Source organism: Streptomyces chromofuscus, from assembly GCF_015160875.1.
Classification (GTDB): domain Bacteria; phylum Actinomycetota; class Actinomycetes; order Streptomycetales; family Streptomycetaceae; genus Streptomyces; species Streptomyces chromofuscus.
This window is the reverse complement of the sequence record NZ_CP063374.1, coordinates 438,497-454,115: the sequence shown is the minus strand read 5'-3', so window position 1 is coordinate 454,115 and position 15,619 is coordinate 438,497. Positions and strand designations below refer to the sequence as shown.

The window sequence follows — 15,619 nt, the reverse complement described above, 5'->3', positions numbered from 1 at the left end:
TTGCGCTTCCCACATCCTGACAATTTCCTGACGAGTCTCAGGGCGTGCCCGCCGCACGGACATCCGGTCCGGCGAACTGACCACTTCCTCACATGTGCCGTCCAGCCTGATCGGTATGGCCGTACACACCCCTGTCACACCGACGAACCCGCACACCCCGCACCCGGAGTGGCGGACGCACGTCTCCCTGCCCCGCTCGCTCAGCCGCCTGACGGTGCCGGCCGTAGCGCTGGCCCTTGCGGCGTCTCTCAGCGCGTGCGGAAGCGGGGACGCCTCGACCACCGGCGGCCGGCCGGACAACGCCGTGGCGGCGCAGGCCCAGCGGAGCACTCCGCCCGACGGACGGGGCACGGCACAGGCCAAGTCCGTGCCGGGCGGCGGACGGGCCGAGAGCAACACCGCGGCCGTCCCCACGCCGCTGCCGGGCGTGGGCCCGCGGACGCTCGCCCGGATCCCGGGTAAGACGCGGCAGGTGGTCCTGGTCACCGGACGAGGCAAGAACTCCTCGGTCTCGGAGGCGGTCCTGTACCGGCGCACGGAGGCGGGCTGGGAGCCGGGGAAGACCTGGCCGGCCCACAACGCCGTCGAGGGATGGACCGACGACCACCGCCTCGGCGACCATCGCTCGCCCATCGGCGTCTTCACCCTCACCGACGCGGGCGGACTGCTGCCCGACCCCGGCACCAGGCTGCCGTACGACCAGTCGACCGGATTCACCATCAACGGCACGGGATCCCTGGGCGAGCCCCTCGCGGGCTCCTTCGACTACGTCATCGCCATCGACTACAACCGCAAGCCGGGTGTCTCGCCGCTGGACTGGACCCGTCCGCTCGGCGCCGAGAAGGGCGGCGGCATCTGGCTGCACGTCGACCACGAGGGACCCACACAGGGCTGCGTGAGTCTGCGGAAGCGGCACATGCGGGAACTGCTGCTCGCGCTCGACCCCGGGCAGCATCCTGTGATTGTCATGGGGGACGCGGAGTCGTTGCGCCGGTGAGACACGGGGGCACGCCGAGAACCTACTTGACCGTCGTGGTCATGGGCGTGTTGGGCTCGGCGGTGCCGACGAGGCACGAGGCGGCTTCGCCCGGGAGGGCATGCTCGCCGGCGCACGGATGTACCTGGAGGAGCCGCGCCTGGCCGCTGACGGCGTCCACACCTTCGGCCAGCCCTACACCTGCGACTCCACCCTGGCCAAGGCCTGCAACGAGAGCCTCAGCAAGCGCATGTACCGATGCGTCAACAACGACGACAGCGCGCCGCAGTTGCCTCCCGAGCCCTTCCACACCCATGTCGACGCCCTGCGGTACATTCGCAAGAACCTGGACCGAGCCGCCTGCCGAGCCGGTCGTTGCGCATGCTCGCCGTAGCCCGGTCTCATCTGCACTGTCCGAGCGGTGCGTTTCACTGTCCGGCATGGAACTGACGCAAGCGACCCTCAACGACCTGCTGGTTCAACTCCAACGGGGCGGAGGACACATGTACCTGCCCGACGAACTGGACTCGGAGCACCTGACCGACCTGCTGGCCGGCAGGTACGGCACCCCGCGCACCCTCGTCCTGGACGGCTTCACTGATCCGACAGTCGACGAGCCCAAGGGCGCGGCTCTCCTCGCCCCCTTCAAGAACCGTGCCGTGAGGATACGGGCATGGGCGTACGGGGATCAGTGGGTCGGCGCGGGTACGGCGAGGGACGCGGAGGGGGCGGAGCGGCCGGTCCTGGTGGTCGCGCACAGGGAGGTTCCCCAACTCCTGGCGGTCGCTCCGGGTGAGGACGTCGACTGGCTGGAGCGGCTCATACGCATCACCGGCTGGACACAGCCCGCCCAACGACCGGACCTGGACTGGGCGGAGGTGGAGTCGCGGCTGGGCACCCCGCTGCCGAGCGACTACAAACGCATGGTCGAGACGTTCGGCGAGGGCGCCTTCGACGGATACCTGAGGCTGAGCCAAGAGCCGTGGACGTATCTCAGGGAGGACGGTCTGCTCATGTGGGCGAGCACGGAGCATGAGGACTCGTACTGCTGGAAGGCCGATGGCGACGACCCCGATGGTTGGCCCGTCCTGGTCCAGTCCTTCGACGGCGAGGACGTCCTCTTCGACTGCCGGGCCACGGAGTTCGTCTGCCGCATCCTGACCGACCCGCACCACCGGTTCACGATGGCCCGCTACTTCGACACCCACTGGTTCATGAACTACCGGTAGATCGGCTGACCGAACCCACCGCCATGGGGCCGTTTCGCGGCGTAGTGGGGTCGCGGGAGCTTTTCCACGGCACGCAATCCGGTAGACGGAACAGCGTGTCGTGCCGCAGCAGGGGTATCGGCCCTCGCGGACCTATGCGTCGGGGTCACGGAGGCCGACTGCGTCATGCCGCCAGAACGGCTCGGCATAGACCAGCGTGCCCGTCATCCATGGCTCATACGCCGGGAGCCTGATGGCCTGGAAGGCACCGTCCGGGATACGCAGGGAGGGCTTCCGGAAGCCCAGGTCACCGCCGGCCGCGAAGCCGAAACGCGAGTAGTAGCCCGGATCGCCCTCCAGGAAGACGAGCGGAACAGCCCGCTCGGCGAGGGTCCCCAGGCCGTGTCGGACCAGGGCCGAGCCTATGCCGCGCCGATGGAACTCCGGCATCACGGCCAACGGGCTGAGCACTTGCACCTCAACCAGCCGCTGAGGGGCGTCGAGCAGGCTGCGGGTGAACATGACATGCCCGACGACCTGCCTGTCGTGCTCGGCGACCAACGAGAGACCGTCCTCGGGAGCGATGGTGCCCCGCAGGCTGTCGACCAGGTCGGCGACGACACTGCCGTGGTCGGCGAACGCCTGCAGGTGAACGTTCCGAACGGCCTGTCCGTCGCTCGGGAGTTCTTCGCGAAGATCCATGCCCGGAGGGTAGAGGCCCCTCCGGGCGGATCGCACACGGTTTTGGCATCGGAAGGACACGCAGCCAGTGACTGCCAAGAGCTGCTGACAGAGCGGTCAGCCGTTGCGGCAGGTTCCCGCGGCCCTGAGTGGCGAGTGCTGTGGTGCCGAGGCGTGGGTGCAGGTCAGGGTTCGATGACGAGGTCCTGGATGAGGCCGTCGCTGAGGGCGAACCGGTAGCGCAGGTCCACCACCCCGCCCGGGAAGTTCCCCTCGAGGTGGTGTGTGGCGATGTAGTGGTCCGTGTCGACCTTCTGTGCGCCGGTGAGCTCGATCGTGTACGTGTACTCGCCGGCGGCACGGGTCAGCCATGTTTCGATCGCCGGGGCTCCCCGGTGGGTCTTGCCTTCGTCGGTCACGGTGGCGTGCGAATGGAAGGTGCTGAGTGCGGTGGCGGTGTCATGCGCGCGGTGGGCGTCCAGATAGCGGTTGATCACCTCGGGCAGGGCGTCGGGGGCGAGGTCCTGGGGCTGGTAGCTGTTCATGGCGGTTCCTGACGGTGGAGGGGCTCACACGGTGGGGATGGTGCCGCCGTCGATGACGTGGTCGGCACCGACGACGGCGGAGGCGCGGTCGGATGCGAGGAAGGCGACGAGGTGGTCGGCGGCGGTGGTCTGGACGAAGCCGGGGGTGACGGTGTCGACGCGGACGCCGTGCGAGCCGACCTCGTCGGCCAGGTCCGCGGTGATCGTGTCTGGGGCCGCGACATCGTCCGGTCGGCCGCGCGCGGTCACCAGCACGGTGGCGCCGGCCTGGCCAGGCGTCGGGCGACGGCCGTACCGACCCCTTTCATGGCGCCGGTGACCAGGGCTCGCCGGCCCTTCAGGGATTCGCTGACTGCTCTGACGCGGGTGGTCATGGCGCGTTCCCCTCTCGGCTGGCTGCGGGCAGGCGGGAGCACCCGCCCCCTGTTACTACTAAAATAGAAGCTAGTAACTTTGACTTTAGCAGTAAGTCTTCGGTGTTTGGTCAACCTTGGCAAGTCGCCCCCATATTCTGCGGACCCGCCTGACAGCCTGCCGCTCAGCCGGCCGCATTCGCCGAGCGCGCCTGGCGACCGCCCGTCGGTCCAGGACCTCTCTGCGCTACGACGAGGGCCAGGTCGTCCCCCAGCCGGCCTCCGGTGTGTTGTCGGAGGTCTGCGGTGATCGCGTCGACCAGAGGTCCGGGTTCATGGTCCGCGCGCACCGCGACGCGTTCCGCGAGCGGATAGAACCGGCCGTCCGGATCACGGGCCTCGGTGACCCCGTCGGTGTAGAGGACCAGGCGGTCGCCCTCGCGGAAGGGGAAGGTGGCCGGTACGTACGTGCCGACCGACGGCCGGCCGACGGCCAGTCCGAGCGGCGGTGCGGGCTCCGCCACCTGGAGCGTCGTCACGGTCCCGCGGGAAGGGCGCACCAGCAGAGGCGGCGGATGCCCGCAGCTGACCAGGTGCACCACCGGCTCGTCGTCGGGGATGTCCACGATGACGGCCGTCACGAACCGTTCGGCGAGGTCCGCCTCGGAGGGAGAGAATTCGGCCAGTCCCCAGCGGACCGCGTCCTCCACGTAGGAGACCAGTTCCGGCAGTGGGATCTCACGGTGGGCGGCGGAGCGGAAGGCACCCAGCACGATCGCCGTGTCGCTGATCGAGGCGAGGCCCTTGCCGCGGACGTCGCCGATGATCAGCCGGGTGGAGTTGGGTGTGCGCGCGGAGGCGTACAGGTCACCGCCGACATGGGTGTCGGCGTCGGCGCTGCGGTACTCCGAGGCGAGCTGTACCGGTCCGGCCCGCTCCGGAAGCGGCCGCAGCACGACGCGCTGTGCCGTGTCGGAGACCGAGCGTGCCCGTAGCAGAGCTCGCTCGTGCCGGTCCCGCAGGTGGGCGAACAGCACCAGGATGACGGACACCGCGGCCAGCGCGCACCCCTCGACCACCACGCTCTCGCTCGTCAGGGTATGCCGCTCCAGGCCGGCCGCGGTCAGCGACAGAAGCGCGGCCAGACCCACCAGCGCCGTGGCTCGCCACCCGGCACCGACGGCGGTGACCGCAGTGGCGACGGTGAGCAGGTGGGCCAGGTGGATGTCGGGGGGCAGGAAGGCGTCGGCCACCGGAATGGCCACGATCATCAGCACGGGACCGAGCAGCCACGGGGGGTGCGGCATGACCCGGCGCAGGACGCGGAGCAGCGCGGCTGAGGACGTCGTGCTGGTGGCAGTACTCACTTGGCTGCTCCGGTGAGGGCCTGTGATGGAGCCTTGGCGTGGTGCTTTTTCCGTTGACACAGGTAAACCGTGAGGCGGACAGGAATTGTTCCACCGGCCGGGGAAGACGGTGGGCGACTGGAGCCGTCCGGCCGCCGGCACGAGGACCGAGTCCGGCCCTCCGCGGTCACGCTGTCACAGACGGGGCGAGCTCGCCGCGCGGCCCACTCCTGCGACGACCCCGCTGGCCCCTGAGGGGCGCGACACACCGGTGACCTACTTCGAAGGCGTCGCCGACATGCTGGAAGTCCCGGCCCTGGCGGTCCGGGACAAGCCCGGATGGATCGGCGGGCAGTTGGTGTGGGGCAGCATGATCGACCCCTCGCAGGAGGACAGGTGGCAGCCCTTGACCGGCTGACGAGAGGAAGGGTGCCGGCCCTGCAGGGCCGGCACTGAACGCCTGCCCATCTCAGGTACGCGCACCCGCCACTGCTCCGAGCGGGCCACCGATCAGGTCAACAGCTGCCGAAGCTTGCCGAGGTCGGCCTCGCTCAGAACGCGTCACTTGGCGCACTGGATGCAGGGCCGGTGGTCAGGCCGCTCGGTCGGTTGACGCGGAGGCGGCGGCCCTCGCGCTGATCACGGCGCGTCCGCGTTCCGATTCCGGGAAGCGGCTGAGCATCGCGCGCAGCTCTTCGGCGCCGACGTTCGCGCCGAAGGGCTCGGTGCCCGGTTCCAGTCGTACGCCGTCGGCGAGCGAACCCGCGGTGACGGGGTCGAAGCCGACCGCAGTGACGAAGCGGGCCACGGTGGCGAGGTCGTCCGGGTGGTCACCGGCGATCGCGATGGCCTTGCGTCCGGGCGTTCCTTCGGGTTGAGCGCCGTCCTCGAGGTCGTGGTACCCCATGTGGTTGAACGCCTTGACCACCCGCGCTTCGGACAGATACGCCTGCACGATCTCGCTCGACGAGGTCAGCGGGTCGGTGAGGTCGTCGCGGATGCCGTCGACCTCCCACCAGTAGTTCATGGCGTCGATGACGAGCTTGCCCCGCAGGCCCTGGGCCGGAATCGTGCGGTACTTGCCGAGCGGCAGCGCCAGGATGACGACGTCTGCCTCCGCGGCGGCCGACGCGGTGACCGGGACGGCGCCGGGGGCGAGGACCTCGACGGTGAGTGCGATCTTGGCGGGGTCGCCCGAGCCGGCGATGAGCACGTCACAGCCGGCTGCCAGGGCCAGGCGAGCCAGCACGGTGCCGACCTTCCCCGCGCCCAGGATGCCGACCGTGCCCACGGCAGCGGCGGTGGTGGTGTCCATGTCTGCTCCGTTCATGGCGTCAGCCTGCGAGGATGTCGCGGACCATCGGGAGCACCTTCGTGCCGTACAGCTCGACCGCCCGCAGGCGGGCGCTGATCGGCTGCGCCCCGGTGGTGTAGATGAGGTCGAAACGGCCCACGCCGAGCGTCTTGATGGCACGGGCCATCTTGCGGGCGACCGTCTCCGGCGAGCCGATGTACAGCGAGCCGTGCTCGATTTCGGCCTGGTACTCCTCCTTGCGCAGCGGCGGCCAGCCCCGCAGCGCGCCGATGCGGTCTCGGATGACCTTGTAGTGCGGCCAGTGCACCTCCCGGGCCTCCTCGTCCGTGTCGGCGATGAAGCCCGGCGAATGCATGCCGACAGGGTGAGCGGTGGTGCCGAACTGGTCGGTGGCCCGCTGGTAGAGGTCGATGTAGGGGGCGAAGCGCTCCGGGCTGCCGCCGATGATGGCGATCATGAGGGGGAACCCGTAGTGCGCGGTGCGAATGACCGACTGGGGTGAACCACCGACACCGACCCAGGTGCTCAGGTGCCCGGACTCGGTCTTGGGGAAGACGTCGGCGTCGTCGAGCGGGGCCCGCTTGGTGCCGCTCCAGGTGACGGGCTCCTCCTCCAGCAGCTTGGCGAACAGCTCGATCTTCTCCTCGAACAGCACGTCGTAGTCGGCCAGGTCGTATCCGAAGAGCGGGAACGACTCGGTGAAGGAGCCGCGCCCGAGGATGACCTCGGCCCGGCCGTTCGAGAGGGCGTCGACGGTCGAGAACCGCTGGAACACGCGGACCGGATCGTCCGAGCTGAGCACGGTCACGCCGGACGAGAGGCGGATACGGCTGGTACGTGTGGCGATGCCGGCGAGCACGGTCTCCGGGGAGGAGATGGCGTACTCCGGACGGTGGTGTTCGCCGAGCGCCAGGACGTCGACGCCGATTTCCTCCGCGAGTACGGCTTCGTCGAGGACCTGCCGGATGGCCCGCGCGTCGGACACCGGGGTTCCCGCGTCGTCCTCCGGCACATCGCCGAACGTGTCCAGGCCGAAAGCGATATCAGACATGGGCGGGCTCCTTTGCGAGAAGTTCCCTCACCCGCGGGGCGACTTCGCGGCCCAGCAGCTCGATCGTGCGCGCGCGGGCTTCGCGGGGGAGGTGCATGACGTCGTACTTGAGGTCGAAACGGCTGAGGTGCAGGGCGCGGGCCATCGTGGCGATCTTGCGTGCGACGGTCTCCGGAGAGCCGACGAAGAGCGCGCCCTTGTCGAGTTCCGACAGGTAGCGCTCGCGGGTGGGCTTGTAGAACCCGCGCTCCTCGGCCAGGGCGGCGACGACCGGTTGCCAGTACTGCCACCAGGTCTCGATCGCCTCCTCGTCGCTGTCGGCGATGAGCCCCAGCGAGTGCTGGGCGACGGGTTGCCTGGTGTGCCCGAACTGTTCGAGCGTCCGGTGGTAGAGCTCGACGTGGCCGGCGAAGCGCTGGGGGCGTCCACCGATGACGGCCAGCATGAGCGGCAGGCCGTACCGTGCCGCGCGCACCACGGAGTTCGGGCTGCCGCCCACGCCGATCCAGGTGGGTACGCCACCCGGCGGCATCCGGGGACGCAGTCGCTGCTCCACGAGCGGCGGGCGGAACCGGCCCGACCAGGTCACCGTCTCCTCGCGCTGGAGACGCATGAACAGATCGAGCTTCTCCTCGAACAACTCCTCGTAGTCGGCGAGGTCGTAGCCGAACAGCGGGAACGACTCCGTGGCCGACGCCCGCCCCAGTACCAGTTGGGCGCGGCCGTTCGAGGCGGCGTCCAGCGTGGAGAACTCGTGGTAGAGCCGCACGGGGTCGTTGGTGCTCAGCACGGTCACCGAGGTGCCGAGCCGGATGCGTTCCGTGGCGGTGGCGATCGCGGCGAGCAGTACCGGGGTGGCGCTGTCGTTGTGACCTGCGCGGTAGTGCTCGCCGACGCTGAACGTGTCGATTCCCACGGCTTCGGCGAGCTTGGCCTCCTCGATCAACAGGCGAACGGTCTCGGCGTCGCTCAGCGGCCGGCCGCCGTGGGTGGCGACCTCTCCGAACGAGTTCAGGCCCAGTTCGAACACTGTGGCCGTCATGGACTCCTCCTACTGGCACCGCGGGCACGCGGTGTCGCGCGGCAGGTCTTTGCTTGACGCGACAAATAATGCCCCAATGTGATTGATGTGTCAACGACAAGGGGTGGCGTCAGTGGGGGAACGGCGGAGGGTGCTGGCGGAGGGTGCTGTTCCAGCCGAGGAGCTGCGGATCCGGGCAGGACTTCATCGAGACGACGGAAGCGCTGCGCTTCGAAGTCTCGTCCCGTCTGTACAGCGAGTCCTCGTCGTCGCCGGGCGAGTACGGTGCGCTCCTGGCGCTGCGGGAAGGGGGCCGGCGGCTGCGCCCCTCCGAGCCGGCAGCCTGACGGAAGCCTGTCGGGGATCGCGCGTGAGGCCCTGGGCGGGGGAGTCCACGTAGTCGGGGTGGAACGGTTGAGAGGCGGGGGCAAGAGGCGGGTCCACCGGCTTTCACGTCGACGGATCACCTGCAGTAAGCGCGATCGTCCACAGCTGGACCGAGGCCGAGGACTTCCGGCCGGCTGCGGAAGGCCTCGACACGACCCACCCGTTCGCACCCGCCCTCCGCGCTGGTCCCCTTCCTGACCACTCAAGGAACGCGGCAGTCGCGGCCCCTTTTGGTGAGCGGTACCCGGCCTTGCCACGCCCCGGACTCAGTTCGGCATCGCTCGGCCACTTCATGCTCGCGATGCCGCCGTCATCGCAGGGAGTGCGATGGGTACGTACGGGAGCATCTGAGAATTTGGATACAGTCGTATAAGATTGTGGGTATGGATTTCGGGTTGCCGCCGCCCCCCGAAGTGCGGGACCGGCGCGTGCAGCGGTCACGGGCGGCGTTGTTGTCGGCGGCAGTGCGCCTGGTCGGCGAGCGGGGCACGACCGCTTTGTCGGCGACCGAACTGGCCGAGGCCGCGGACGTGAGCCGGCGCGTGCTCTATCTGCACTTCGGGGACCGTGACGGACTACTCATCGCGGCCGCGGTGGAGCTGGTCACGAGGGAACTGCTGCCGCAGTTGCCGCCGAACCTGGACGACACGCGGACCGCACTCGCGGTGTCCCGCCATTTCGCCGAGCGACGACCGTTCTACCGCCCGCTCCTGACCGGGTCTTGCGCGTACGCCGCGATCAGAACGGTGGTGAGCCTGTTCCGCCCCCACAGCCTCGCCGGCGCACGAGAGTTGTTCGGCGACCTCGACGACCGGGCCGTGGGCGAAGTGGCGGACTTCTTCACCGGCGCCATGGCGATGGCGTTGACCGAATGGCTGGTCGACGGGCCGACCCCGCCGGACCCGGACGGCTTCGCCGAGCGCCTGCTGCGGATCCAGTCCCTTCTCGCCGGTGCACGAGGCGGCCCGGGGCGCTCGCACACTGAGGACCCCGCATGAGAATGCCACCGTTGACCAGCATGCTTCTCCAGCGGATGCACGGACTGCCGGCCCCCGAAAGCCGGAACCTCACGGTCGAACGTGACCTTGAGGTTCCGATGAGGGACGGCACCGTGCTGCTGGCCGACCGATGGGCGCCCCGCGTCGGCGGCGAGCATCTGCCGACCGCGCTGATGCGCAGCCCGTACGGGCGTGGTGGCCCGTTCGCGTGGCACCTGGCCCGGCCGCTGGCCGAGCGCGGCTTTCAGGTGGTGCTGCTGAGCACGCGCGGCACGTCCGGCTCCGGCGGGGAATTCACCCCGCTGCGACACGAACGGCTCGACGGAATCGACACCGTCGACTGGGTGTGCAAGCAGCCGTGGTTCGACGGATCGCTGGTGCTGTGCGGCCCCAGTTATCTCGGTTACACCCAGTGGGCCATGGCCGACGAACTGCCGGCACAGGTCAAGGCGATGATCCCGGCGATGACCGAGTCGGCATTGGGCCTGGCGTTCCTGCGCAAGGACGCTTTCGCGCTGGAATCGGTACTCGGTTGGGGCCTGCTCATCGAGGCTCAGCGACGGCGCTGGGCGACGGCCAGGTTCCTGCTGGGGGCTCGCCGGCGCCGCCGCGCCGAGGCAGTGCTGCCGTTGTCCGAGGCCGACACCGCCGCCCTCGGCTATCAGTGCGCCGTCATCCAGAACTTCATCACCCACGACACCCACTCGCCGTTCTGGTCCGGAACCGACGCCAGTGACCGTGTCCCGGACGTCAGCGTCCCCGTCAGCCTCGTCGGCGGCTGGCACGACGTGTTCCTGCCTGGCCAGCTGCGCGACTACACCCGCCTGCAGGCCGCGGGCCGACACCCGCGCCTCACCATCGGCCCCTGGTCGCACAACTCCGGCTCGGTCGTGAAGGCCGTCCTGGACGAGACCCTGGAGTTCGGACTGGCCCACGCCCGCGGCGCCGCCCCTGCCGACCGGGCGCCGGTGCGGGTGTTCGTCATGGGCGCCCAGCAGTGGCGCGACCTGCCCTCCTGGCCTCCACCGGGATACGCACCGCAACACTTCCACCTGCACCCCGCTGGTCGGCTGGCCCTCGACCCGCCCCCGGACTCGGCGCCGGACTCCTACCGTTACGACCCTGCCGACCCCACCCCCGCCGTCGGCGGACTGCGCCTGCTGCCCGGCGTCAAGGCGGGCCGCGTCGACAACGCCGCGCTGGAAGCCCGCCCCGACGTCCTCACCTACACCAGCGACGTACTCACCGCGGACGTCGAGATGATCGGGGAGGTCGGCGCCGACATCTGGTTCCGCTCCAGCGTGCCCCACGCCGATGTGTTCGTCCGCGTCTGCGACGTCGACACTTCGGGCCGCTCGACGAACATCTGCGACGGCCTCAGCGGCGTCGCACACGCCGACGAGCTCTCACGGGTCACCGTCACCTTGTCACCCACCGCCTACCTTTTCCGGTCCGGCCACCGCATCCGCGTCCAGGTGTCCAGCGGCGCCTTCCCCCAGTACAACCGCAACCCGGGCACCGGCGAACATCGGCAGACGGCCACCCAGTTGAGAGCCGCGACCCAGCAGGTGTTCCACGACCCTCACCACGTCTCCACCGTCAGCCTGCCGATCCGAACCCGCTGACCGAACCACAACGCTGCCGCACCACCAACCTCTTGTCTGATGCGGCGCCGTCAGGAAAAGCGAACGACTTCGGTACGGGGCGCGATGGCGGAGGTGTGGACAAGGCAGGGTCGGTCGGCCCGCCCATCAAAGGCTTCGCGCCCGCAAGAGCACACCGCGGATCGCCCGCGAGGGCGTCGAGTCCTCGACCCGGCTGGGCCTGCACCGTTGGACGATCCGCGGCGACGAAGCCGTAAACCATTTCTCCAGCCAGTCGCCGTGGGAGAAACTCGCGGGTACCGAGAATGTCGGTTGTCGCATGTCCCGCACCGGCGGAGGGAGGAAGGCCATGGCGAGACCCGCGGTCGGGGCGTCTCCACGCCGCTGTGCGGAATGCGGCGGATACGAGTACGGCGGTGCGCCTGCCTGTACCTCCTGCCGCGAACTGGTGGACAGCATCGTGGAAGAGGAATGGTCCGCCTTTCTACGCCACTGGGACGTCGGCGGCGATCAGGAAGTCGCGCTCGCCGAGATGGTGGCGGCCGAACCCGACCGTCACGACTGGCGGGTGGTCGACGCCGCGCTCGACAGGCTTGTCTGCTCCGCATGTGGTGACCGGCTCAGCCGCGGCCCCGTCGGCTGCTCGGCCTGCGACCTGGCGCACGGCTTTCGCTATGCCGCTGTCGAGACGGACCGGCCGGGTGTCCCGCCGGGCAATGAACACGCCATCCGGGTCAACGTCTCCGTCGTGCGTCGGCCGCAGGGCATCTCCGAGAACGAAACCCTTGTCCGGCGCCTGCTGCTACCGGTGCTCCTGGTGGGTCTCCAGCCGACCACCGCAGAGGCTCAGCGGCTGAGCGCCCTGATCAAGAGGAGCTCCCGGACACAGAGGAGTTGTCTCATCGAGCAGGCCATCGAGGAAATGCTCCGGCACCCAGCCCAGAAGCGGCCCTTCCCCATGCGATGAGCGCGGAAGTCCGTGCCCGCAGGTGGTGCCGGCCCGGCCCCAGGGTCGCACTGGGACCGGGCCGGAGTCATTGCCCAACTCCTCCGGGAGTCATTGCCCAACTCCTCGGTGATACGAAGTCAGGGAACCGACGGATGGCAGGGGTCAGCAGACCAGAGGGATGTCCTCCGAGGGCAGACCGAGACGGGCGCGACCGACGCGGCGTGCGATCGGCTCGGACATGGTGGAGCAGACGTGCGTCCAGATGGTGGCGGCGTCCCGGAAATAGCGCTGCATGCGCTGACCGTCGCGCGCCTGCCGGGTGCCGGCCGTACGGAACAGGATGCCCTGCAACGCGTCCCAGGCCATGCGCCCGGCGGTGAGGTGGACGAGTGCGAACCGGTCGTCGTCGGCGGTGGTGAAGGGGGCACGGCCGGACACGTTGTCGGCACAGGCCTCCATCCATTGGTCGGCGGTGGCGCGCATCGCGGCGTCCGCCGTGTGGATCGCGGCCAGGGCCTCGCCGAGATGGCGCTGGTAGTCGTGCAGGTCGGCGCGGGTGCGGCTGGGGTCCTGGATGAGTCGCCGCTCGGAGATGATGCGGGCGTACTCGTCCGCGGCCGCGTATGCGGTTCCGATCATCAGCGCGGCCATTTCACCCTGGAAGAAGCTGCCCGGGCGCCCCGCGTACATCGCCCGGCCGTGCAACTTCGAGCCGACCGTTCCGCCTTCGACCGCCTGGTCGAGCAGGCTCCCCTCCACTGTGTGGTGGCTGGGGACAGAAGCCTTGTCGAACCGGAGGCTGTTGGAGCCACTGCCGCGCAGGCCGAGGGAGCCGTACCAGTCGTCCAGCAGCGTCCAGGAGGAGCGCGGTGCGACGAACAGTACGAGCGGTCCCGGACGGTCGTCCGGGTTCTCGGAAGCGCGGAACGTCTGCCCGAGATAGTGGGTGGAGTAGGGCGAGCCGGAGGAGTAGGACCAGGTGCCGTCCAGCACGAGGTGTCCTTCTCCGTCAGGCTGGGCGACTCCGACGGGGGCCACGGTGCTCGCGGCCCGGAAGTCGCCGTCTTCGCCGAAGACCTCGTTCTGAGTCTGCTCCTCGAAGAACGAGGCGACCTGCAGGACATGGGCGGCGGAGAGCGAGAAGGCCCAGCCGGTGGACGGGCAGCCTCGCGCGATCTCGGTCACGACGCGGTAGAACGTCGGGACGTCGAACTCGTAGCCGCCGTACCTGCGCGGTTGCAGGGTCCGATAGAACCCGGCTCTCAGGAAGTCCTCGTGCGTTTCCTTCGGGTAGACGGTCAACCGCTCGGTTTCCGACTGTCTCTCCAGCAGGGTCGGCCGCAGTGCCGCGGCCCTCTCGATCAATTCGCGTGGCGTGAGATCCGGTTCGGGTACGGCGATCACGAGGACTCCTCGCACGGTGCGGTGGGTGCGGTGTTCGGCAGACGGCATTGATAGCGAACGAAATAGTATCACTCGATACTATCTCCCCACTCCACACTGTTTTCCCACTGTTGTCAGCGGTACGACCTGCGCGGGCGCCTTGGGAGGGGAGCATGTTGTATGTGCGTACTGCACCGTCTGATACGTTCGCCGTGCATCGACTTCAGGTCGGGCGAACGGGACTTCACGGCGATTCAGACAGAGCCTCCCGCAACAGGCAGACGATGGAGCTCTGCCCGGCGGGCGACGGGAGCGGTGTCACCGTGGAGTGCACCACCGTGCGCCGGGCGTCGAACTTCGTCCGCCTGCGCATCGGGCCGCGTGCCGACGCTCCGCTCTTCGGTGAGCACGATCCACCCCGACGGCACCCCCGGCAGCGACCGGATCAGCGACTGGGGCAGCGCCGCCCAGGCTGGTCAGCAGTTCGTCGTGGCCGACAAGAAGGGGCCCTGGACCGCCATCTGGTACAGCGGCAGCAAGGTGTGGTTCCACAACCCGGACGGCCGCAACACCGTGCCCGCCCGCGACGTGACCATCGTCAAGCCGGCCGGCACCGAGGCACTGAAGGTCTACGGCACCAACTACCCGGACGCCGCGGAGGACCCTGCCGGTCTCTCGCCGTCGCCCCAGGCCCCGCCGGGCATGCAACCACTCCCTCCGGCCAGGCCTACGTGTCCACCGTGGCACCGGCGCCGACGGACGACTTCTTCCCCTCCAGCGGCAAGGTCGTCTTCGGCGCCAAGAGGATGCACACCATCCAGAACGGCCACGGGACCGCCCTGATCTACGCGACGACGTGATCGCCCAGGCCGGCCCTTCGCACTGACACGCAATCCTGGCAGAGCCCGGCGTAGACCCGGCGGCCGCCGCTGCCGGGCCTACGCCATCACAGCCTCGGTTCCGTGTGATCCGGCTCACTCGGCGGCGGGTTCAACGCTGATCAGCGTGCCCCTTGGTACACGTCGAGCCGCCCGCACATGCCGTGACGCCCGAACTCCGTCGGTGCGGGCATGTGGTGCAGCTCCGCGGTCCGAAGGTGCGGCGCGGTGCCGACGGCCAGGGCGTCGAGGGCGGCTCCCGTGTCGTCGGCGGCCCGGCGGGCCCCCTGCTCCCACCTGTGCCGCCACTCCGCGAGTTGAGGACGGACGATGGCGATCGCCGCCCGGTAGAACGCCTCCAGGGCGCTAGGCCCCACCGCGTCGTAGGTCGTGCGCAGCGCGGCGAAACCCTCCAGGGCCACGTCGCGGCGGCGCATCGCCGACCGTGTCCGGGCGTCCCCCTCTCCGGTGAGCACGGTGGCCTTCATATAGGTCTCACGGTCGGTCAGAAGCTCCGGCGGCACGGTGAGCACGGCGTCACCGGCCTCGGGCAGACCCGCGTTGGACATGAGTGTGAGGATGTCGAGCCCGCCACCGTTGATCAGGCGGTGGATCGTGCCCGGGTCGAACCAGACCACGGTGCCCGCTCGGAGAGGCGTCTCGGCGAACCCCGTCACCGAGAGAGTCTGCACGGCGCCGGACCCCGCGACCACGTAATACCCCTCGGAGCACGCGAGGTGGACGTGCGGGGTACCGCCGGCCACGCCGTCGGGGCCCTCGATGTCGTAGACCCTCAAGCGGGAGATTCCGATGCCGCCGGGCAGCGCGGGGGGTGGGTCGACCGGGCTCGCGCCGACCGGTTCACCGTCGTGAGTGCACATGGTGGGCCTCCTCTACGTGGGAGATCGACTTCTGACTTGGTGG

General features: G+C 69.4%; 17 protein-coding genes. 8 read left to right on the top strand and 9 right to left on the bottom strand.

Going from position 1 to position 15,619, the window contains the following annotated elements:
- Positions 1-115 precede the first annotated feature (115 nt).
- The 3 genes from IPT68_RS01890 (at position 116) to IPT68_RS01880 (ending at position 2,205) form a co-directional block, all read left to right on the top strand.
- Positions 116-997 (top strand): L,D-transpeptidase family protein, encoded by an 882-nt coding sequence (locus IPT68_RS01890; RefSeq protein ID WP_228040190.1) that lies wholly within the window; start codon positions 116-118, stop codon positions 995-997.
- Between the two features lie 100 nt (positions 998-1,097).
- Positions 1,098-1,370 (top strand): lipase family protein, encoded by a 273-nt coding sequence (locus IPT68_RS01885; RefSeq protein ID WP_189697471.1) that lies wholly within the window; start codon positions 1,098-1,100, stop codon positions 1,368-1,370.
- A 46-nt stretch (positions 1,371-1,416) separates the two neighbouring features.
- The gene (locus IPT68_RS01880; protein ID WP_189697472.1) at positions 1,417-2,205 is read left to right on the top strand and encodes an SMI1/KNR4 family protein; all 789 of its coding nucleotides are present in this window, start codon (positions 1,417-1,419) and stop codon (positions 2,203-2,205) included.
- Positions 2,206-2,337: 132 nt separating this feature from the next.
- Here the strand turns inward: IPT68_RS01880 and IPT68_RS01875 are convergent, their stop codons facing one another.
- The 4 genes from IPT68_RS01875 to IPT68_RS01860 all read right to left on the bottom strand — a co-directional run bounded on the left by IPT68_RS01875 (position 2,338) and on the right by IPT68_RS01860 (position 5,130).
- Positions 2,338-2,886, bottom strand: coding sequence for a GNAT family N-acetyltransferase (locus tag IPT68_RS01875; protein ID WP_189697473.1), 549 nt, complete (start codon positions 2,884-2,886; stop codon positions 2,338-2,340).
- A 164-nt stretch (positions 2,887-3,050) separates the two neighbouring features.
- Positions 3,051-3,410, bottom strand: coding sequence for a nuclear transport factor 2 family protein (locus IPT68_RS01870; RefSeq protein WP_189697474.1), 360 nt, complete (start codon positions 3,408-3,410; stop codon positions 3,051-3,053).
- 24 nt (positions 3,411-3,434) lie between these two features.
- Positions 3,435-3,659 carry a hypothetical protein gene (locus IPT68_RS33715; protein ID WP_228040188.1) on the bottom strand — a complete coding sequence of 75 codons (225 nt, stop codon included), beginning with the start codon at positions 3,657-3,659 and terminating at the stop codon, positions 3,435-3,437.
- A 289-nt stretch (positions 3,660-3,948) separates the two neighbouring features.
- Positions 3,949-5,130 (bottom strand): PP2C family protein-serine/threonine phosphatase, encoded by a 1,182-nt coding sequence (locus IPT68_RS01860; protein ID WP_228040186.1) that lies wholly within the window; start codon positions 5,128-5,130, stop codon positions 3,949-3,951.
- A 250-nt stretch (positions 5,131-5,380) separates the two neighbouring features.
- Between IPT68_RS01860 and IPT68_RS01855 the strand changes: the two genes are divergently transcribed.
- Complete coding sequence (locus tag IPT68_RS01855; RefSeq protein ID WP_189697475.1) at positions 5,381-5,527, top strand: hypothetical protein; 147 nt, start codon at positions 5,381-5,383, stop codon at positions 5,525-5,527.
- Positions 5,528-5,701: 174 nt separating this feature from the next.
- On the opposite strand, the gene IPT68_RS01850 is transcribed toward IPT68_RS01855, so the two are convergent.
- Genes IPT68_RS01850 through IPT68_RS01840 form a run of 3 tightly spaced genes read right to left on the bottom strand, consistent with a single transcriptional unit; the run spans position 5,702 to position 8,517 of the window.
- Complete coding sequence (locus IPT68_RS01850) at positions 5,702-6,439, bottom strand: NADPH-dependent F420 reductase (protein WP_228040184.1); 738 nt, start codon at positions 6,437-6,439, stop codon at positions 5,702-5,704.
- Positions 6,440-6,443: 4 nt separating this feature from the next.
- A complete protein-coding gene (locus IPT68_RS01845) occupies positions 6,444-7,475 on the bottom strand; it encodes an LLM class flavin-dependent oxidoreductase (protein ID WP_189697476.1) in 1,032 nt (343 codons plus the stop codon).
- Positions 7,468-8,517 carry an LLM class flavin-dependent oxidoreductase gene (locus tag IPT68_RS01840; protein ID WP_189697477.1) on the bottom strand — a complete coding sequence of 350 codons (1,050 nt, stop codon included), beginning with the start codon at positions 8,515-8,517 and terminating at the stop codon, positions 7,468-7,470. The genes IPT68_RS01845 and IPT68_RS01840 overlap by 8 nt, the downstream gene beginning before the upstream one ends.
- A 143-nt stretch (positions 8,518-8,660) precedes the next feature.
- Here IPT68_RS01840 and IPT68_RS01835 point away from each other — a divergent pair, with 143 nt between their 5' ends.
- The 4 genes from IPT68_RS01835 to IPT68_RS01820 all read left to right on the top strand — a co-directional run bounded on the left by IPT68_RS01835 (position 8,661) and on the right by IPT68_RS01820 (position 12,452).
- Complete coding sequence (locus IPT68_RS01835; protein WP_189697478.1) at positions 8,661-8,843, top strand: hypothetical protein; 183 nt, start codon at positions 8,661-8,663, stop codon at positions 8,841-8,843.
- Positions 8,844-9,266: 423 nt separating this feature from the next.
- Positions 9,267-9,881: a TetR/AcrR family transcriptional regulator gene (locus IPT68_RS01830; protein WP_189697479.1), complete on the top strand. Its 615-nt coding sequence runs from the start codon at positions 9,267-9,269 to the stop codon at positions 9,879-9,881.
- 20 nt (positions 9,882-9,901) lie between these two features.
- Positions 9,902-11,506, top strand: a complete 1,605-nt coding sequence (locus tag IPT68_RS01825; RefSeq protein ID WP_228040706.1) for a CocE/NonD family hydrolase — start codon at positions 9,902-9,904, stop codon at positions 11,504-11,506.
- Between the two features lie 427 nt (positions 11,507-11,933).
- Positions 11,934-12,452, top strand: a complete 519-nt coding sequence (locus IPT68_RS01820) for a hypothetical protein (protein WP_189697480.1) — start codon at positions 11,934-11,936, stop codon at positions 12,450-12,452.
- Positions 12,453-12,596: 144 nt separating this feature from the next.
- Here the strand turns inward: IPT68_RS01820 and IPT68_RS01815 are convergent, their stop codons facing one another.
- Together IPT68_RS01815 and IPT68_RS01810 are read right to left on the bottom strand one after the other, a co-directional pair.
- Positions 12,597-13,838 carry an acyl-CoA dehydrogenase family protein gene (locus IPT68_RS01815; protein ID WP_189697481.1) on the bottom strand — a complete coding sequence of 414 codons (1,242 nt, stop codon included), beginning with the start codon at positions 13,836-13,838 and terminating at the stop codon, positions 12,597-12,599.
- A gap of 979 nt (positions 13,839-14,817) precedes the next feature.
- On the bottom strand, positions 14,818-15,576 hold the full coding sequence (locus tag IPT68_RS01810; RefSeq protein WP_189697482.1) for a cupin domain-containing protein: 759 nt from the start codon (positions 15,574-15,576) through the stop codon (positions 14,818-14,820).
- Positions 15,577-15,619: the final 43 nt, after the last annotated feature.